We start from the raw sequence: 16,745 nt of genomic DNA, 5'->3' as shown, positions 1-16,745 counted from the left end.
TCCGAAATGGGGATTGGTATCGCCAGCACAAGGCGAACCGGGCCGAATTGACGGCAACCGCGCATTTGGTCACGAATTTGTTGCCTTGAAACCGAAGCGGGGCTTGACGGGTTCATATACTAAAGTGCTTTTGGGCACGTCACGCGCGACTTATGCGCTTCAGCTTACGGGTCCCTGCATCGTGTTTCACCTCTTGCCCAGATTCGCCGCCGTTCTGGCCCTGCTGACCGCAGCCGCCTGCGCCCCGAAACCCGCAGCCGAAGCGCCGCCGCCTGCGATTCCGCCGGAATATCAGGCGGTGCAGGATGGTGAATTCCTGATCCCCGCCGTCGACCCGCTTGAACTCTTCGGTGCGAATCTGCGGACCGAGGTTGACTTTGCGGGCGACGAAAAGCCCGGCACCGTGGTCGTCGATGTGAACGCGCGGCGGCTTTACTATGTTCTCGAAGGCAATCGTGCCATCCGCTACGGCATCGCCGTCGGGCGTGAAGGCCTGTCGTTCAAGGGCACGGGCTATGTGGGCCGCAAGGCTGAATGGCCCAGCTGGCAGCCGACCGCGAACATGGTGAAAACCCGTCCCGACCTTTACGCCGAATATGCCGCCGGTCTGCCCGGCGGTCTGGAGAACCCGCTTGGCGCGCGGGCGATGTATCTTTACCGCAATGGCCGCGACACGATGTTCCGGATTCACGGCACCATCCAGAATGCCTCGATCGGGCGGGCGACCAGCGCGGGCTGTATCCGCCTGTTCAATCAGGACGCCATCGACCTGTTCAACCGGGTCGAGGTGGGCGACAAGGTCGTGGTGCGCACGTTGGAAGAAAGCCTTGCCGCCGAAGGGCCCTATATGGACGACGCCTATGGCCGCGCCGTGCCCGACACGCCGGAAAACCGCGCGCAACTGGACGTCGACAAGCAAAAGATCATCGACGACGAGGCCGCAAAGGTCGAAGCCGAGCGTGTCGCAGCGCTTGAGGCTGAAAAGCAGGCGGCCAAGGATGAAAAGCGCCGCCTTCGCTTGTGCCGCAACAAAGGCATTGCCGAAGCCGATTGCCCCACGCTTGCCGTGCTGACGGGCGAGGAAGAGATAGCTGCGGTGACGAACTAAGGCCAAAGCGGGCGGGGACATCCCCGCCCCTTTCGTTCAGCGGATCACGTAATCCTTGAGCGTCGTTTCGACCACTTCCCAGGTTCCCGCAAAGCCGGGACGGATGATGCAACCGTCGCCTGTCCTCAGCTGTGTTTCGTTGCCCTGGCTGTCGGTCAAGATAGAATGGCCCGAGCGGATATAGACATATTCCCATTCGGTGTAAGAAATTCGCCACTTGCCCGGCGTCGATTGCCATTGGCCGCAATAGATCCCGTCGCGCTCTTCGATATTCCAGGTGGTGTGGACCGGATCGCCGGAAATCAGCCGCTCTGGCGCAGGGCGCGTTACTTCGGGTGCAATGCCCGCTTGGGTGATACGTTCGATATGGTTCATGCTGGTTCCGATATGCTGTTTGGACAGAAGGCGGTGCCTGTGTGGGTCGGTCAAGGCCCGTCCGCTGAAAATGTCGCTGCAATGCAGCGCGGCAATCTTGCCGTTGCGGTGTGGCTGTGCCTCTATATCGGGCAAAGTTGAAAGACAGGGAGCCTGTCACCCATGAGCGCATCTGCCCCGCTTCGTTCGGTGCTTCCCCCCGAAATCACCTCTCGCAAGGGGGGTGTGCCGCTGGTGGTGCTGACCGCCTATACCACGCCTGTCGCGCGGCTGGTCGATCCGCATTGCGATATCGCGCTGGTCGGGGATTCGGTCGGCATGGTGCTGCATGGCCTGCCGTCGACCATCGGCGTCACGCTCGAGATGATGATCCTGCATGGCCGTGCGGTGGTGCGTGGCCTGTCGCGTGCCATGGCGGTCATCGACATGCCCTTTGGCAGCTACGAGGAAAGCCCGCAGCAGGCGTTCCGCAACGCATCGCGCCTGATGGCCGAGACGGGGGCGCCTTCGGTCAAGCTGGAAGGGGGGGTGCATATGGCCGAAACCATTGCCTTCCTGACGGCGCGGGGTGTGCCGGTGATGGCGCATGTGGGGCTGACACCGCAATCGATCAACACGCTGGGCGGGTACAAGGTCGTCGGGCGCGATGCCGATGCCGCCCGCGTCATGGCCGATGCCAAGGCCTGCGAGGCTGCGGGGGCGTTTTCGCTGGTGCTCGAGAAAGTGCCGGTCGGTCTGTCGGGTGACATCACCAGGGCGGTGAGGATCCCCACCATCGGCATCGGCGCAGGGCCGGATTGCGACGGGCAGGTTCTGGTGGTCGACGACATGCTGGGTCTGTTCACCGATTTCCGCCCCAAATTCGTGAAACGATACGCCGAATTGGGCAGCCTTGCCGATGAGGCCATCGCCACATATGCCGCCGAAGTGCGCGCGCGTACCTTTCCCGCCGCCGAACACGGGTTTGCCGACAAGGTGAAATCTTGATCCTTCGCACCGTTGCCGAATTGCGGGGGCAGGTCGCTGCATGGAAGGCCGAGGGCCATAGCGTCGGGGTGGTTCCGACCATGGGCGCGCTGCATGAAGGGCACCTGTCGCTGGCCCGTGCGGCGCGGCGCGAGTGCGGGCGCGTGATCACGACGATTTTCGTGAACCCCAAGCAGTTCAACAATCCCGACGATCTGCTGAAATACCCGCGCACCGAAGAGAATGACGCTGTTTTGCTTGCGACCGTCGGTGTCGATACCGTCTTTGCCCCGCCGGTGGACGAGGTTTATCCCGGGGGTTTCGTGACCAATATCTCGGTCGGGGGTGTTTCCGCCCCGCTGGAAGGTGCGCTGCGTCCGGGGCATTTCGATGGCGTGGCCACGGTGGTGACCAAGCTGTTCGGCATGACGCAGGCCGATCGGGGCTATTTCGGCCAGAAGGATTGGCAGCAGTTGCAGGTGGTGCGCCAGCTGGTGCGCGACCTGAACCTGAAGGTCGAAATCGTTGGCTGCGAAACCGTGCGCGACCCGGACGGTTTGGCGATGTCGTCGCGCAACCAGCGGCTGACGTCACAGGCGCGCAGCAAGGCGCCTGCGCTTTACGCCGCCATGCTGGCCGCCGCGCGCGAGTTTCGCGACGGCACCCCCCTGCAAGGTGCGCTGGGGCGGGCAAGGGCGGCCGTGCTGAAGGAAGGGTTCGACCGTGTGGAGTATATCGAACTGGTCGATGCCGACCGGCTTGGCCCGATCACCGATGCGACCCGCCCGCTGCGCCTGCTGGCGGCGGCATGGCTGGATGACGTGCGACTGATCGACAACATCGCCGTGTGACCGGAGCCGATAGGTTCAGGGTGACGCAAGGCGCGGGATTTGGCACAAAGACAAGGGGACGCGGCATCGGATGAGCGGGATGGAAGCCTTTGGCCTGAGCAATACGATCCTGCCCGTGGCGGTGCTGCTTGCGCTTGCCGTGTTCGTTCCGGTGCTGACCGTCTCTTCGCCGGTGATGACGCAACAGGCCCTCGCCCTCGGGATGCTTGCCGCAATCGGGCTTGTTTTGCTTTTCGCAAGTCTGCTTTTTGCCGAACTCTACCGCCGCGAAGGCAATGATATCGTCATCGCCTTTCTGGGCGATCCGCTGGGCCGGAGTGTCTTTTTCGTCTCGCGGGCCTTGATGTCGGGTATGTTCTGGGGGCCGATCATCGCTTTCGTCTGGTTCGGCCGTGCCATCGAGGTGGAACGCCGCAAGGGCGAGGCCAAGGTTCGAGCCAAGGTCTATGGGGAAAAACCGCAATGATCGGCTTGCTGCGCCTGGCCGTCTTTGGCCTGATCGTCCTGACGCTGGTTTACTGGCTGGCGCTCGTCTATGCGCGGTCGGTCCGGCGCGAGCGGCTGGAAAAGGAATATGACGAAGGCAGCATCGACGGGGATGTGCGGGGCGGCCGTGATGACTATATCGCGCAAGGGATGGACGAATACGAGCATGGCTTGAAACGCAAGCTGCTCTGGCTGGTTTACATCCTGCCGATAGGGACCGTGCTGGTTCTGGTATGGCTCAATTTCGAGGGGTGATGCGATGCGCTATGTGAAATGGAGCCTTCTGGGGCTGGTGGCGCTGCTGTTGTTCGGCTTCTTCCACTACACGCTGCCGCAGCACGATATCGTCCGCATCGTCGGCACCGAAAACCGCCGCATGGATATCGGCGCGAATTCATGGTTCTTCGCCTCGCCCGATGTGGGCAATGCCGCTTCGACAAGCCGTGACATCTTTTTCGTCAATGCCGTCTTTGCCGATGGTGGCACGATGGAATATCGCAACGAGGATACGGGCTGGGGCTGGCCGCCCTATTTCAAGATGGACAGCTTCAGCCTTGCGACCGAGGCAAAGGAGCTGGTGTCGACCAAGGCCGCTCCGGTCTGGGTTGCGGTGACGCATTACGGCTGGCGCAACCAGCTGTTCACCATCTTTCCCAACGTGATCGCGCTGCGTCAGGTGGACGGCCCCGATGCGACGATCATCCCTTGGGCCAATATCGTGATCCTGACGCTGCTTTTGCTGGCGCTGTTCATGATCCGCCGCATGTGGCTGCAGTTCCGCGAGCGCACGATCGATCCGGCGGTGATCGACGTCCGGCAATCCATCGACGAACTGGATGACCGGGCCGACCGCGTGGGCGACCGCGCACGGGGGTTCTTCGGGCGGATGTTCGGGCGGAAGTGATCTGCCACCCCCACCCCCAACCCCTCCCCCCTAGGGGGAGGGGAGGCGCCCTCGCCCCGATCGGTGCCTGAGGGGGCAGATGTTGCAGTGAGTATTTGGGCAAAGGTGAAGGGGCAGGGGGTTTCTCCTGCCTTTTGCCTCAGCTTCGTAGCGTGCCGCCTGTTGCCTTGGTGACCTTGTCCACGATCTTGGCGGAAACGGCCTCGATTTCGGCTTCGGTCAGGGTCTTGTCGACCGGTTGCAGGCGGACCGTCAGGGCGATGGACTTCTTGCCCGCGCCCATCTGCGCCTCGGCCTTGTCGCCGGTGAACTGGTCGAATAGGCGGACGCTTTCGATCAGCACCTTGTCGGCGCCGGTGGCGGCGTTGATCGCGGTAAGCGCCTCGACGGATGTATCGACCACAAAGGCGAAATCACGGTCCACCGCTTGCAGGTCGCGCAGGGTCAGCGCGGGGCGGGTGGGGGTCTTCACCTTGGGCAGGGGCACGTTGGCCACAAGGATCGTGAACGCCACGGCCGGGCCCTTGACGCCCATTGCGGCGAGAACCTTGGGGTGTACCTCGCCAAAGGTGGCAAGGGAGTTCGGCCCGAGGGCGATGTTGCCAGAGCGGCCGGGGTGCCACCACGCTGCGACCTTGCGGTTGATCTGCACGCGGGCGGGCGCGCCAAGGGCGGAAAGCACCGCTTCGGCATCTGCCTTGGCGTCGAACACATCGACTGCGCGGCGCGAGGCGAAGGGGTCGCGCGGCGCGGTTGCACCGACCAGCAGGCCGGTCGCCTGCACATGCTGTTCACCCGGTTCGCCGCCGTCGAAAGCGGGGCCGACCTCGAAGAGTGCCAGATCGGCAAAGCCGCGCGCCTGATTGCGGGCTGCTGCGCGCAGCAGGCCGGGCAGCAGATCGGGGCGAAGGTGGCTCATTTCCGACGAGATCGGGTTGTCGATCCTGACCGCATCGGCCCCGCCGCCGAACAGGGTGGCTGCTTCATGGTCGATGAAGCTGTAGGTGACACATTCGTTATACCCCAGCGCCGCCAGCGTGCGCCGTGCGCCGCGTTCGCGCACCTGTGCGGGGGTCAGGATAGGCTTGGGCACGCCTGCGGTGCCACGGGTCAGCGGCTTGCCGACCAGTTTGGTCAAGGAGGCGACGCGGGCGACCTCTTCGACCAGATCGGCCTCGCCCAGCACATCGGGGCGCCATGTCGGTGGCGTGGCCATATCGCCGTCCAGCGTGAAGCCGAGCGCTTCGAGCGTGCGGCGTTGTTCAGCCTCGGGGATATCCATGCCGACAAGGCTGATCACGCGGGCGGGGTTCAGGCGGTAGGCGCGGGCGGTATCGGGCACGGCACCGTCGAGGGCGAGATCGGACGCCTCGCCGCCGCAGAGGTCGAGGATCATCTGCGTGGCAAGGTCGAGCCCCGGCAGGGTAAAGGCCGGATCGACGCCGCGTTCGAAGCGGTAGCGGGCGTCCGAGTTGATTTTCAGCGCACGCCCCGTGGTGGCGATGGTGATCGGGTCCCAGAAGGCGGATTCGAGGAAGACATCGACCGTGTCTGCCGTGCAGCCGGACAGCTCGCCGCCCATGATGCCAGCCAGCGACTCAGGCTGCTTGTCATCGGAAATCACCATCATGCCGGCTTGCAGGCCATAGGTCTTGCCGTCGAGCGCCAGCAGTTCCTCGCCACCGTTCGCAGGATGGACGCGCAGGTTGCCATGCACCTTGGCCGCATCGAAGACATGCAGCGGGCGGTTCAGGGCAAAGGTGAAGTAGTTGGTGATATCGACCAGCGTGGAAATCGGGCGCAGCCCGATCGCGGTCAGCCGGTCGGCCAGCCATGCCGGAGACGGGCCGTTCTTCACGCCTCGGATCAGGCGACCGGTGAAAAGCGGGCAGCCCTTGGCCTTAAGCGCGGGATCGATGGTCACGGTGATCGGGCAGGGGAAAGCGCCCCTGATCTGCGGTGCGGCAAGCGGCTTCAGCGTGCCGAGGCCCCGCGCGGCAAGGTCACGCGCGATGCCGCGCACACCCAGCGCATCCGGGCGGTTCGGGGTGATCTTGATGTGGATCATCGGGTCCACGACCGAGGGGCGGTTCGCGGCCAGCCAGTCGGTGAATTTCTGCCCGACCTCGCCGCCGTCAAGCTCGATGATGCCGTTGTGTTCGTCCGACAGTTCCAGTTCGCGTTCCGAACACATCATGCCGTGGCTTTCGACGCCACGGATCTTGCCCACGCCCAGCGTCACGTCGATGCCGGGCACATAATCGCCCGGCTTTGCCAGCACGACCGTGATCCCCGCCCGCGCATTGGGCGCACCGCAGACGATCTGCTTTTCGCCCTCGTCCGTCTGCACGCGGCAAACGCGCAGCTTGTCGGCATCGGGGTGCTGTTCGGCATGGGTGACGCGCGCCAGCGTGAACGCGCCCAGACGGGCAGCGCGGTTCGACACGTCCTCCACCTCCAGACCAAGGTCGGTCAGGGCGTAAAGGATGTCATCGAGCGATGCGGTCGTGTCGAGATGGTCTTTGAGCCAGGACAGCGTGAATTTCATTTTGGTTCCTCAGCGGCTCAGGCCAGCGGGCAATGTCGGAAGATCAAGCGCTGCAAAGCCGTAATGGCGCAGCCAGCGCAGGTCGCTCTCGAAAAAGGCGCGCAGGTCGGGGATGCCGTATTTCAGCATGGCGATGCGGTCTATGCCCATGCCGAAGGCAAAGCCCTGCCATTCGTCGGGGTTCACGCCTGCTGCCTTCAGCACCTTCGGATGCACCATGCCGGACCCGAGGATTTCCATCCACTTGTCGCCTTGGCCGATCTTCAATTGCCCGCCCTCCCATGAACAGCGAATGTCCACCTCGGCCGAGGGTTCGGTAAAGGGGAAGTGGCTGGCGCGGAAACGCAGCTCGACGGACGGCACCTCGAAGAAGGCACGGCAGAATTCTTCCAGCACCCATTTCAGGTTGGCCATGGAAATGTCGCGGTCGATGCACAGGCCCTCGACCTGATGGAACATCGGCGTGTGGGTCTGGTCCATGTCCATGCGGTACACGCGGCCGGGTGCTATCACGCGGATTGGCGCACCCTGTTCGGTCATCGCCCTGATCTGCACGGGGCTGGTATGGGTCCGCAGCACATGGGGCGGTCGGTCGTCGCCTGCCGCACGGTTCATGAAGAACGTGTCATGCTCTTGCCGCGCGGGATGTTCCGGCGGGATATTCAGCGCGTCGAAGTTATACCAGTCGCTTTCCACCTGCGGCCCCTCGGCCACCGCAAAGCCCATGTCGGCGAAAATGGCGGTCAGTTCTTCCATGACCTGCGAAACAGGGTGGATCGTTCCCACGCGGCGCGGGCGGGCAGGCAGCGTTACGTCCAGCCATTCGCCCTTAAGCCGCGCATCGAGCGCTGCATCGGCCAGCCCCGCCTTGCGCGCACGCAACGCGGCGTCGATCTCGTCCTTGACCACGTTCAGCATGGCGCCGGCCGCCTTGCGTTGGTCCGGCTCCATCTTGCCAAGCCCCGCCATCAGCGCCGAAATCTCGCCCTTCTTGCCAAGGGCTGCCACCCGAACCTCTTCCAGCGCGGATTCGTCCGCAGCCGAGGCAACGGCGGTCAGATATTTGGCCTTGAGCGTGTCGAGCCCGTCCATGCGAAGCCTCCTTGGGGTGCGGCACGGTGCTAGCCTTGGAACAGGCGCGATGCAAGGGGAAGGGGGGCCCCCGCCCCCTTCATCCTTGTTCAAATACTCCGGGGGTGCGGGGGCTGGCCCCCGCCCCTCGGGCGAATGACGAACGCCGAAAGGCGGGGTCGGTAGGGTGGGTGATTCACCCACCCCTGCGGCACCAAAGCAAAAGGCCCCGCCGTTGGGCAGGGCCTTTCACGAAACTTGGGCAGGCGATCAGGCCAGAGCGGCCTTGGCTTGCGCTGCGATGGCGTTGAACGCCTCCGGCTCGTGCACGGCCAGATCGGCCAGAACCTTGCGGTCCACTTCGATCCCGGCTTTCGCCAGACCGTTGATGAAGCGCGAATAGGTCATTTCGAGGTCGAACAGCCGGACAGCGGCGTTGATACGCTGGATCCACAAAGCGCGGAAGTTGCGCTTGCGGACCATACGGTCGCGCGTCGCATACTGCTGGGCCTTGTCGACAGCCTGCGTGGCCGTACGGAAGTTGGTGCTGCGGGCGGCGTAGTAGCCCTTGGCCTTCTTGATCACCTTGCGGTGGCGGGCGTGCGTTACGACGCCTGATTTAACGCGGGACATCTGTCGCTCTCCTTACCGGTCGTAGGGCATGTATTTTTTGACGATCTTCGCGTCGGACGGGTTCAGGATCATGGTCCCGGACGCGTCGCGGATGAATTTCGTCGTACGTTTGATCATGCCGTGACGTTTTCCGGCGACGCCGGCTTTCACACGACCGGACGCGGTGAAGCTGAAGCGCTTCTTGGCGGCCGATTTGGTCTTCATCTTGGGCATTTCCATCTCCGTGGTTGCAGGCGCGACTCGGCATGCCACGTTGGCCGGCCGCGCGGGTATAGCAAGGCGTGTCGTATAGGCAGGGTCCGGCAGGGGTGCAAGGGGGAAAACGGCGCGCTTGCCTAAAGCACGTATCTTCCCAGCACGCCAAAGATCACCATCGGCAAGCTGGTCACGCCATAGCCCTCGGGGCTGGTCGAAAAGGCCAGCGCCACAAGGCCAAGGCCCGCCGCGCATATCACGCCGCCGACCCAGGGGCGGCGGCGGTCGATCCAGGCGGCAACAAGCGAAAGGCTGGAGAAGAGTACCAGACCCAGACCGACGACAAGGGCAAGGTCCGGGTCGAGCACCATTCAGGCACGCTCCGCGCAGAGGGCAAGACCGTAGGTCAGGGTTGGCTCTGCGCGGTGCATCCTGCGCTTACTCGGGGTCTGCTTTGTAGATCAGCCGTTCGTCGCAGGGGGCCACGCGCAGGATGTTCGTCGTGCCTTGCACGTTGAACGGAACGCCTGCGGTCAGCACGATCTGGTCTTTCTCCTCGGCAAACCCGTAGTCGCGCGCCGCGCGGACGGCCGAGATGACGGCACCCTTGAAGCGGTCCTGTTCTTCGGTGATCACGCAATGCGCGCCCCAGGTCAGGCACATGCGCCGTGCGGTCCCCATCAGCGGGGTCAGCGCCAGAATCGGAACGCGCGGGCGTTCGCGGGCGACAAGGCTGACCGTGGTGCCCGATTGCGAGAAGCAGCAGATCGCCTTGATGTCGGCAGCTTCCGCAATCTCGCGCGCGGCGGCCACGATGGCGTCGGCCACGGTCGAACGGTTGACGGTGCGGCTCGATTCGATGACCTGGCGATAGGTCGGGTCGCTTTCGACGCTGATCGCCACGTTGTTCATCGTGGCCACGGCCTCGATCGGGTAGCGGCCGGCGGCGGATTCGGCCGACAGCATGATCGCATCGGCGCCTTCGTAGATGGCGGTCGCCACGTCAGACACTTCGGCGCGGGTCGGCATGGGCGATTCGATCATCGATTCCAGCATCTGCGTCGCCACGATCACCGGTTTGGCGGCAGCGCGGGCACCGCGCACCAGACGCTTCTGGATCGGCGGGACCGAATAGACCGGCAGTTCGACGCCCAGATCGCCTCGGGCCACCATGATGCCGTCAGACACGGCCAGAATGGCATCATAGGCTTTCACGGCGGCGGGTTTCTCGATCTTCGACAGGATCGCTGCGCGGCCTTTGGCGAGGTCACGCGCTTCGATCACATCCTCGGGGCGCTGCACGAAGGACAGCGCCAGCCAGTCGACACCCAACTCGCAGGCGAATTCGAGGTCCTTGCGGTCCTTGTCCGACAGCGCGGCGAGCGGCAGCAGCACGTCGGGGACGTTCACGCCCTTGCGGTTGGAAATCGCGCCACCCACGGTGACGGTGCAATTGGCGAAATCCTTGCCGCAGGTTTCGACCCGCAGGCGGATCTTGCCGTCGTTCACCAGCAGCGACGAACCGGGTTCGAGGGCGGCGAAAATCTCGGGGTGCGGCAGTTGCACACGGGAAATGTCTCCCGGCGTGGCGTCGAGGTCCATGCGGAAGGCTGCGCCTTCAACCAGTTCCTCGCCCGCCGGATTGGCAAAGCTGCCAACGCGGAGTTTTGGCCCCTGAAGGTCGGCCAGAATGGCGATCGGGCGACCGGTATCCTGTTCCACCTGCCGGATGATCACGTGGCGGGCGCGGATATCGTCATGCGTGCCATGCGACATGTTCAGGCGGAACACATCTGCCCCCGCTTCGAACAGGGCGCGGATCATGGTGTAGTCATTCGAGGCCGGGCCCAGCGTGGCCACGATCTTTACGTTCCGAAGGCGTCTCATATGCCTCGTTCCTTATGCAGTTTTGCGTCGGTCGTGGGTGGTGGGCCGCCGGTCTTATGGCCCAATCTCGGCAACGGGGCAACTGGCGCTTGTCCATTGTTCAGAATAAATGATGAACTAATGATGACCGGCGGGGTGCGTTGCGCGTGGATGCCTATCATATCATCGGCGAAGGGCGGGGCGGGCGCTGGCTTGTCACCTGCGACCATGCGTCAAACCATGTGCCCGACTGGATCGGGGGCGGGTCGCTGGGGATCGGCCCTGCGGATATGTCGCGCCATATCGCTTATGATGTCGGTGCCGCAGGCCTCGCGCGGTATCTGGCCGAGGCGCTGGACAGCCCCTGCATCCTGACCGATTTCTCGCGGCTGGTGATCGATCCGAACCGGGGCGAGGATGACCCGACGCTGGTGATGAAGCTGTATGACGGCACGATCATTCCCGCCAACCGCCACGCGGGCGAGGCCGAGGTTGCCGAACGGCTTGACCGCCTGCACCGCCCCTACCATGCGGCCCTTGCGCGGCTTGCGGCGCGGCGGCCCGACACGGTGATCGTCGCGGTGCATTCCTTTACCCCCTGCCTCAAGGGCCGCAGCCCGCGCCCCTGGCATGTGGGGGTGCTGCATTCGCATCTGGACGAGCGGTTGTCGCGCGTGCTGATCGACCGTTTGCGCGGCGAGCCTGACCTGTGTGTCGGCGACAACGAACCCTATTCGGGCCATTTGCCGGGCGATGCCATCGACCGGCACGCGTTGCAGCAGGGGCGGCTGAACACGCTGATCGAGTTGCGAAACGACCTGATCGCGGACGCGGGCGCGCAGGCGGGTTGGGCGGGGCGGTTGGCGCCCTTGCTCTGCGACAGTCTGGCTGACCTTGGACTGTAGCATTCCGCGCCAAAGCGCGGCATCCTTGCCGCCCGTAACGGAGAGACATCATGGCCGAGCTTGACCCCGCAACCCTGCAAGCGCTTGAAGCCGCAGCCTTTCGCCGCCTGCGCGACCACCTGCAAGACCGCATCGATGTGCAAAACATCGACCTGATGAACATGGCCGGATTTTGCCGCAACTGCCTGTCACGCTGGATGTTCGAGGCCGCGGTCGAACAGGGCGTGGCGCTCGACAAGGACGCCGCAAAGACGCTGGTCTACGGGATGCCCTATGAAGACTGGAAAGCCCTGCATCAGGCCGAAGCCTCTGACGGGCAAAAGGCAGCCTTTGCAGAATCGATCAGGGCGCACGAAGGCCCCGGCGCGGACTGACTGTTTCCGGCCAAGCATCAGCCTTGCGCCCGACCCTTCATTGTCGATCCTGCTCGGATTGATCGGGGCAACTTTGCGGTGATATCTTGACCCACTTTTGACGGTACGACATCCTTTGGTTGATGAAGCGTAAAGAGTGGTCGGGGTGTCATGGAATTATTGTTGCTTTTGCTGGGTCTGCCTTTGGCGCTGATGACCAACAATTCATCGGACGCGCCAAACGAAGACGAACCCGACCCGGCCGATGATTCCTCTGTCGCGACTGTAGACATTCCCGGCCTTGACGATTCCGCGCAGCCTTCGGTCGCCACATTTGCAACGGCTTCTGCCAAGGCGACGAACGGGGCCGACATTCTGACCGGAACCGACGGCAACGATCGCATCTTCGCCTATGGCGGTGCAGACGAAGTTGACGGCGCGCTTGGCCGCGACCTGATCACCGGCGGTGCCGGAGCCGACACCTTGCTGGGCGGTGGCGGTGATGACCGCATGTTCGGCGGTCAGAGCAACGATGATATCGACGGCGGAACGGGTGGCGATCTTCTGGCCGGAGGCGCAGGCCGCGACGAGTTGCGAGGCGGTTTGGGCAATGACACGCTGACGGGGGGCAGCGGCAACGACAGCCTCTATGGCGGCGACGGTGACGACCTCGTGACCGGATTTGCCGATTCGGGGCGCGATACCGTGCTTCTGGGCGCGGGTGCCGATGAATTCCGTGGCGCGACGACCGTGACCGAGGTCGATGTGCGCGGCGGCGATGGTGACGACGTCATCCGCAGCGGCAGCGGCAACGACACGCTGCTTGGCGACGGTGGTAACGACACCATCCGTGGCGGCAATGGCAACGATTCGGTCGAAGGCGGCGAAGGCAACGACAGCCTGCTTGGCGAACGCGGAGACGATACGCTGATCGGCGGAGCGGGCAACGACACGCTGGACGGTATTCTTGGCGGGCGCGATTCGCTTTCGGGCGGTGCGGGCAATGACGTGTTGCGCGGCGGCTTCACCGACACCGTAACGGGCGGGATCGGGAACGACAGTTTCGAGGCCAACTATGGGGTCGACGACCTTCCTGCAGCGCAATCGGGGGCAATGACGGTCACCGACTTCGTGTCGAGCGATGATCAGCTGGTCGTCAGACTGGACGGGACAACTGCGGGCGATGTCTTCCGCCTTGTGGTGCGGCAGGTTTCGGGCGGGCTGGAAGGGCTGCTGTTTGAAAACGCCCAGACCGACGGCTCGCCGCTGTTCGTGCTGCAGGGGGTCGATCTGGCAGATGTCACCGCCAGCGATTTCAGCGTGGTCGCGGCTGCGGGTGTAAATGTGACGGTGCAGTTGGGCGCAAGCTGAACGGGGAACATGGCGGGCAGTGCCCGCCCTGCCGGATCAAAGCGCCGCTTTGCGCATTTCGTCCAGATAGATTTCGCGCAGTCGGGTGGCGACGGGGCCGGGCTTGCCCGTGCCCACGGCTTGGCCGTCGATCTCGACCACCGGCATGACGAAGATCGAGGCCGCTGTCGAAAAGGCCTCGTCCGCGGCTTGGGCTTCGGCGATGGTAAAGGGGCGCTCCTCTACCTCAAACTGCGCTTCGGCGGCAAAGCGCAAGACCGAGGCGCGGGTGATCCCGTGCAGGATGTCGCTGGTCAGTTGGCGGGTGATGATCTTGTTGCCCTTGACGATATAGGCGTTGTTCGACGTGCCTTCGGTCACGGCCCCGTCCTCGACGAACCAAGAATCGTCCACGCCCGCCTTTTTGGCCATCATCTTGCCCATCGACGGATACAAGAGTTGCACCGTCTTGATGTCGCGGCGACCCCAGCGGATGTCGGGGATCGAGATGACCTTGAAACCGGTTTTGGCGGCAGGGGCATCGGCAAGGTTCGGGATGTTCTGGGTAAAGGCGACGATGGTCGGTTTCACGGATGCATCGGGGAAGACGAAGCTGCGGTCGCCGGGATTGCCGCGCGTGACCTGCAGATAGATCATGCCCTGGTCGATGCCGTTCAGCACCACCAATTCGCGGTGCATGGCGAGGAGTTCTTCGTCGGTGCAAGGGGCGGCCATGTCGAGTTCCGAAAGCGACCGGTGCAGGCGTTTGGCGTGGCCGTCGAAGTCGATCAGCTTGCCGTCGAGGACAGAAGTGACTTCGTACACACCGTCGGCCATCAGGAAGCCGCGGTCGAAGACCGAAACCTTGGCTTCGGCTTCGGGCAGGTAGTCTCCGTTCACGTATACGGTGCGGTTCATGGTTTACCCCCAAAGATCGCGCGGCGGTGCATGCACACCTGACGCGTCATAAAACATCGGATGCGGGCGGTCTTCGGCCAGAAGCAGCGGCGCGTCAAGGTCGACATGCGCGGCCCCTTGGGCGAGGATCGTGGCGGGGGCGATGGCGAGGGATGAGCCGACCATGCAACCGACCATGATGCCAAAGCCTTGGGCGATGGCCTGTTCGCGCAGGGCAAGCGCCTCGGTCAGGCCGCCGGTCTTGTCGAGCTTGATGTTCACCACATCGTATTTTCCGCGCAGTTTCGCCAGCGATGAACGGTCATGGCAGGCTTCATCCGCGGCCACCGGCAGGGGGCGGGCAATTTCGGCCAGCATGTCATCCTGTCCGGCGGGAAGCGGCTGTTCCACCAGCGCCACGCCAAGCCGGATCAGGTGCGGGGCGAGATCGGCGTATATGCCGGCGGTCCACCCTTCGTTCGCGTCGATCAGGATCTTGGCATTCGGCGCGCCCTGACGCACGGCTTCCAGTCGCGGCATGTCATCGGGCGTGCCGAGCTTTATCTTCAGGATCGGGCGATGCGCGTGGGTGCGCGCCGCCTCGCGCATCGCGTCAGGCGTGTCGAGCGACAGGGTATAGGCGGTCACCACCGGCTGCGGGGCGGGCAGGCCAAGCAGTTCCCACACCCGCTTGCCCGCGATTTTCGCCTGCAAATCCCACAAAGCGCAATCCACCGCGTTACGGGCGGCTCCGGCGGGCAGGGCGGATTGCAGGGCGATGCGGTCGATATCGGCGGGCAGGCCGGCGATCTGGGCGGCCACGCTTTCGACCGTTTCGCCGTAGCGGGCATAGGGCACGCATTCGCCCCATCCGGTCACGCCGCCCCGCGTGATGCCTGCGGTAATCACGCGCGCTTCGGTGCGTGACCCGCGCGAGATGGTAAAGACCTGCGCGAGGCGGAAAGTATCTTGCGAGACGCTGATCATGGCGGTCCTGTTCTGTGGGGTTCACGCTCGGCGCTGCGGCGCGGGCTGTCAAGCAGGCCCCGGATGCTGCACCTGCGAAAAGCGGCTTGCGTGTACCTACGCAAGATTATAGCGATTGTCTCGGCCCACCTTGAAACAAAATTGCGAGACCGCCATGAGCTTCCGCCTGCAACCGCCTGCGCCCGCCCGCCCGAACCGGTGCCAGTTGTTCGGGCCGGGATCGCGCCCGGCGCTGTTCGCTAAAATGGCGGCGAGTGCGGCAGATGTCATCAACATCGATCTCGAGGATTCGGTGGCCCCGAGCGACAAGGAAAGCGCCCGCGCCAACGTTATTGCCGCCGTGTCCGATATCGACTGGGGCAAGAAGACGCTGTCGGTTCGGATAAACGGGCTGGATACGCCGTGGTGGTATCGGGATGTGGTCGATCTGCTGGAACAGGCGGGCGACCGGCTGGATATGATCATGATCCCGAAAGTGGGCTGTGCCGAGGATGTCTATGCCGTCGACGCGCTGGTAACGGCGATCGAGCGGGCCAAGGGGCGCAAGAAACCTATCGCCTTTGAAGTCATCATCGAATCGGCGGCAGGCATCGCCCATGTCGAGGCGATTGCCGCAAGCAGCCCGCGTTTGCAGGCCATGTCGCTGGGGGCGGCGGATTTCGCGGCCAGCATGGGGATGCAGACCACCGGCATCGGCGGAACTCAGGAAAACTACTACATGCTGCAAAACGGCGCAAAGCACTGGTCCGACCCGTGGCATTGGGCGCAGGCGGCCATCGTTGCGGCCTGCCGCACGCATGGGGTGCTGCCGGTCGACGGCCCGTTTGGCGATTTCAGCGACGACGAAGGCTTTCGCGCGCAGGCGCTGCGCTCGGCCACGCTGGGCATGGTGGGCAAATGGGCAATTCACCCAAAGCAGGTGGCGCTGGCGAACGAGGTCTTCACCCCTTCGGACGCCGCCGTGACCGAGGCCCGTGAAATCCTTGCCGCAATGGACGAGGCCAAGGCGCGGGGCGAAGGCGCAACCGTCTACAAGGGCCGTCTGGTCGATATCGCATCGATCAAACAGGCCGAGGTGATCGTGCGTCAGGCCGAGTTGATCGCGGGCTGACACTGAATCGTTGACAGACTGCCTGCCTTACGCGCAGTCTTTCCCCACCGAGGGCTGATTTTTCAGCGTTTCGCAAAGAACACCCGCGCTGCGACCAAGGGGAGAGGAGGCCCCTCGCAGCAAACGGGAGGATGCACGC

General features: G+C 63.9%; 18 protein-coding genes and 1 pseudogene. 10 read left to right on the top strand and 9 right to left on the bottom strand.

Annotation, left to right across the window (positions count from 1 at the left end; translation table 11 throughout):
- Nucleotides 1-178: 178 nt before the first annotated feature.
- Nucleotides 179-889: pseudogene (locus tag HYN69_RS16245) on the top strand (L,D-transpeptidase); the annotation flags it as partial.
- Nucleotides 890-1,144: 255 nt separating this feature from the next.
- Here HYN69_RS16245 and HYN69_RS16240 read toward each other — a convergent pair.
- Nucleotides 1,145-1,483 (bottom strand): cupin domain-containing protein, encoded by a 339-nt coding sequence (locus tag HYN69_RS16240; RefSeq protein WP_108437268.1) that lies wholly within the window; start codon nucleotides 1,481-1,483, stop codon nucleotides 1,145-1,147.
- Between the two features lie 162 nt (nucleotides 1,484-1,645).
- Between HYN69_RS16240 and panB the strand changes: the two genes are divergently transcribed.
- The 5 genes from panB (at nucleotide 1,646) to HYN69_RS16215 (ending at nucleotide 4,690) form a co-directional block, all read left to right on the top strand.
- Nucleotides 1,646-2,470 carry a 3-methyl-2-oxobutanoate hydroxymethyltransferase gene (panB, locus tag HYN69_RS16235; RefSeq protein ID WP_108436664.1) on the top strand — a complete coding sequence of 275 codons (825 nt, stop codon included), beginning with the start codon at nucleotides 1,646-1,648 and terminating at the stop codon, nucleotides 2,468-2,470.
- Nucleotides 2,467-3,300 carry a pantoate--beta-alanine ligase gene (panC, locus tag HYN69_RS16230; RefSeq protein ID WP_407925235.1) on the top strand — a complete coding sequence of 278 codons (834 nt, stop codon included), beginning with the start codon at nucleotides 2,467-2,469 and terminating at the stop codon, nucleotides 3,298-3,300. Before panB ends, panC begins: the two co-directional genes overlap by 4 nt.
- A 70-nt stretch (nucleotides 3,301-3,370) precedes the next feature.
- Nucleotides 3,371-3,766, top strand: coding sequence for a hypothetical protein (locus HYN69_RS16225; RefSeq protein ID WP_159082505.1), 396 nt, complete (start codon nucleotides 3,371-3,373; stop codon nucleotides 3,764-3,766).
- On the top strand, nucleotides 3,763-4,041 hold the full coding sequence (locus HYN69_RS16220) for a hypothetical protein (RefSeq protein WP_108436661.1): 279 nt from the start codon (nucleotides 3,763-3,765) through the stop codon (nucleotides 4,039-4,041). Before HYN69_RS16225 ends, HYN69_RS16220 begins: the two co-directional genes overlap by 4 nt.
- Nucleotides 4,042-4,045: 4 nt before the next feature.
- Nucleotides 4,046-4,690: a DUF1523 family protein gene (locus tag HYN69_RS16215; protein ID WP_108436660.1), complete on the top strand. Its 645-nt coding sequence runs from the start codon at nucleotides 4,046-4,048 to the stop codon at nucleotides 4,688-4,690.
- Nucleotides 4,691-4,829: 139 nt separating this feature from the next.
- Here HYN69_RS16215 and pheT read toward each other — a convergent pair whose 3' ends face one another.
- The 6 genes from pheT to pyk all read right to left on the bottom strand — a co-directional run bounded on the left by pheT (nucleotide 4,830) and on the right by pyk (nucleotide 11,024).
- Complete coding sequence (gene pheT / locus HYN69_RS16210) at nucleotides 4,830-7,238, bottom strand: phenylalanine--tRNA ligase subunit beta (protein WP_108436659.1); 2,409 nt, start codon at nucleotides 7,236-7,238, stop codon at nucleotides 4,830-4,832.
- A gap of 9 nt (nucleotides 7,239-7,247) precedes the next feature.
- Nucleotides 7,248-8,330, bottom strand: coding sequence for a phenylalanine--tRNA ligase subunit alpha (gene pheS / locus HYN69_RS16205; protein WP_108436658.1), 1,083 nt, complete (start codon nucleotides 8,328-8,330; stop codon nucleotides 7,248-7,250).
- Nucleotides 8,331-8,579: 249 nt separating this feature from the next.
- Complete coding sequence (rplT, locus tag HYN69_RS16200) at nucleotides 8,580-8,942, bottom strand: 50S ribosomal protein L20 (protein ID WP_108436657.1); 363 nt, start codon at nucleotides 8,940-8,942, stop codon at nucleotides 8,580-8,582.
- A gap of 12 nt (nucleotides 8,943-8,954) precedes the next feature.
- Nucleotides 8,955-9,155, bottom strand: coding sequence for a 50S ribosomal protein L35 (rpmI, locus tag HYN69_RS16195; RefSeq protein WP_108437267.1), 201 nt, complete (start codon nucleotides 9,153-9,155; stop codon nucleotides 8,955-8,957).
- Between the two features lie 122 nt (nucleotides 9,156-9,277).
- A complete protein-coding gene (locus HYN69_RS16190; RefSeq protein WP_108436656.1) occupies nucleotides 9,278-9,508 on the bottom strand; it encodes a hypothetical protein in 231 nt (76 codons plus the stop codon).
- Between the two features lie 67 nt (nucleotides 9,509-9,575).
- Nucleotides 9,576-11,024, bottom strand: coding sequence for a pyruvate kinase (gene pyk / locus HYN69_RS16185; protein WP_108436655.1), 1,449 nt, complete (start codon nucleotides 11,022-11,024; stop codon nucleotides 9,576-9,578).
- 146 nt (nucleotides 11,025-11,170) lie between these two features.
- Between pyk and HYN69_RS16180 the strand changes: the two genes are divergently transcribed.
- The 3 genes from HYN69_RS16180 (at nucleotide 11,171) to HYN69_RS16170 (ending at nucleotide 13,632) form a co-directional block, all read left to right on the top strand.
- Nucleotides 11,171-11,908 carry an N-formylglutamate amidohydrolase gene (locus tag HYN69_RS16180; protein WP_108437266.1) on the top strand — a complete coding sequence of 246 codons (738 nt, stop codon included), beginning with the start codon at nucleotides 11,171-11,173 and terminating at the stop codon, nucleotides 11,906-11,908.
- Nucleotides 11,909-11,958: 50 nt separating this feature from the next.
- The gene (locus HYN69_RS16175) at nucleotides 11,959-12,282 is read left to right on the top strand and encodes a DUF1244 domain-containing protein (RefSeq protein ID WP_108436654.1); all 324 of its coding nucleotides are present in this window, start codon (nucleotides 11,959-11,961) and stop codon (nucleotides 12,280-12,282) included.
- 150 nt (nucleotides 12,283-12,432) lie between these two features.
- A complete protein-coding gene (locus tag HYN69_RS16170; RefSeq protein ID WP_108436653.1) occupies nucleotides 12,433-13,632 on the top strand; it encodes a calcium-binding protein in 1,200 nt (399 codons plus the stop codon).
- A gap of 36 nt (nucleotides 13,633-13,668) precedes the next feature.
- Here the strand turns inward: HYN69_RS16170 and HYN69_RS16165 are convergent, their stop codons facing one another.
- Complete coding sequence (locus tag HYN69_RS16165; RefSeq protein WP_108436652.1) at nucleotides 13,669-14,529, bottom strand: D-amino-acid transaminase; 861 nt, start codon at nucleotides 14,527-14,529, stop codon at nucleotides 13,669-13,671.
- Nucleotides 14,530-14,532: 3 nt separating this feature from the next.
- Nucleotides 14,533-15,495 carry an N-acetyl-D-Glu racemase DgcA gene (dgcA, locus tag HYN69_RS16160; protein ID WP_108436651.1) on the bottom strand — a complete coding sequence of 321 codons (963 nt, stop codon included), beginning with the start codon at nucleotides 15,493-15,495 and terminating at the stop codon, nucleotides 14,533-14,535.
- A gap of 154 nt (nucleotides 15,496-15,649) precedes the next feature.
- Between dgcA and HYN69_RS16155 the strand changes: the two genes are divergently transcribed.
- Nucleotides 15,650-16,606, top strand: a complete 957-nt coding sequence (locus HYN69_RS16155) for an L-malyl-CoA/beta-methylmalyl-CoA lyase (RefSeq protein ID WP_108436650.1) — start codon at nucleotides 15,650-15,652, stop codon at nucleotides 16,604-16,606.
- Nucleotides 16,607-16,745 lie beyond the last annotated feature (139 nt).

Origin of the sequence: Gemmobacter aquarius (assembly GCF_003060865.1) — a bacterium.
Lineage (GTDB): Bacteria > Pseudomonadota > Alphaproteobacteria > Rhodobacterales > Rhodobacteraceae > Paragemmobacter > Paragemmobacter aquarius.
Note: the sequence above shows the minus strand (reverse complement) of the source record. Positions and strands in the feature narration are given on the sequence as shown.

Excerpts from the sequence above, each read along its gene's own strand:
- HYN69_RS16240 (WP_108437268.1), bottom strand. The coding sequence starts at position 1,483 with ATGAACCATATCGAACGTATCACCCAAGCGGGCATTGCACCCGAAGTA.
- panB (WP_108436664.1), top strand. The coding sequence starts at position 1,646 with ATGAGCGCATCTGCCCCGCTTCGTTCGGTGCTTCCCCCCGAAATCACC.
- HYN69_RS16225 (WP_159082505.1), top strand. The coding sequence starts at position 3,371 with ATGAGCGGGATGGAAGCCTTTGGCCTGAGCAATACGATCCTGCCCGTG.
- HYN69_RS16220 (WP_108436661.1), top strand. The coding sequence starts at position 3,763 with ATGATCGGCTTGCTGCGCCTGGCCGTCTTTGGCCTGATCGTCCTGACG.
- HYN69_RS16215 (WP_108436660.1), top strand. The coding sequence starts at position 4,046 with ATGCGCTATGTGAAATGGAGCCTTCTGGGGCTGGTGGCGCTGCTGTTG.
- pheT (WP_108436659.1), bottom strand. The coding sequence starts at position 7,238 with ATGAAATTCACGCTGTCCTGGCTCAAAGACCATCTCGACACGACCGCA.
- pheS (WP_108436658.1), bottom strand. The coding sequence starts at position 8,330 with ATGGACGGGCTCGACACGCTCAAGGCCAAATATCTGACCGCCGTTGCC.
- rplT (WP_108436657.1), bottom strand. The coding sequence starts at position 8,942 with ATGTCCCGCGTTAAATCAGGCGTCGTAACGCACGCCCGCCACCGCAAG.
- rpmI (WP_108437267.1), bottom strand. The coding sequence starts at position 9,155 with ATGCCCAAGATGAAGACCAAATCGGCCGCCAAGAAGCGCTTCAGCTTC.
- HYN69_RS16190 (WP_108436656.1), bottom strand. The coding sequence starts at position 9,508 with ATGGTGCTCGACCCGGACCTTGCCCTTGTCGTCGGTCTGGGTCTGGTA.
- pyk (WP_108436655.1), bottom strand. The coding sequence starts at position 11,024 with ATGAGACGCCTTCGGAACGTAAAGATCGTGGCCACGCTGGGCCCGGCC.
- HYN69_RS16175 (WP_108436654.1), top strand. The coding sequence starts at position 11,959 with ATGGCCGAGCTTGACCCCGCAACCCTGCAAGCGCTTGAAGCCGCAGCC.
- HYN69_RS16170 (WP_108436653.1), top strand. The coding sequence starts at position 12,433 with ATGGAATTATTGTTGCTTTTGCTGGGTCTGCCTTTGGCGCTGATGACC.
- HYN69_RS16165 (WP_108436652.1), bottom strand. The coding sequence starts at position 14,529 with ATGAACCGCACCGTATACGTGAACGGAGACTACCTGCCCGAAGCCGAA.
- dgcA (WP_108436651.1), bottom strand. The coding sequence starts at position 15,495 with ATGATCAGCGTCTCGCAAGATACTTTCCGCCTCGCGCAGGTCTTTACC.
- HYN69_RS16155 (WP_108436650.1), top strand. The coding sequence starts at position 15,650 with ATGAGCTTCCGCCTGCAACCGCCTGCGCCCGCCCGCCCGAACCGGTGC.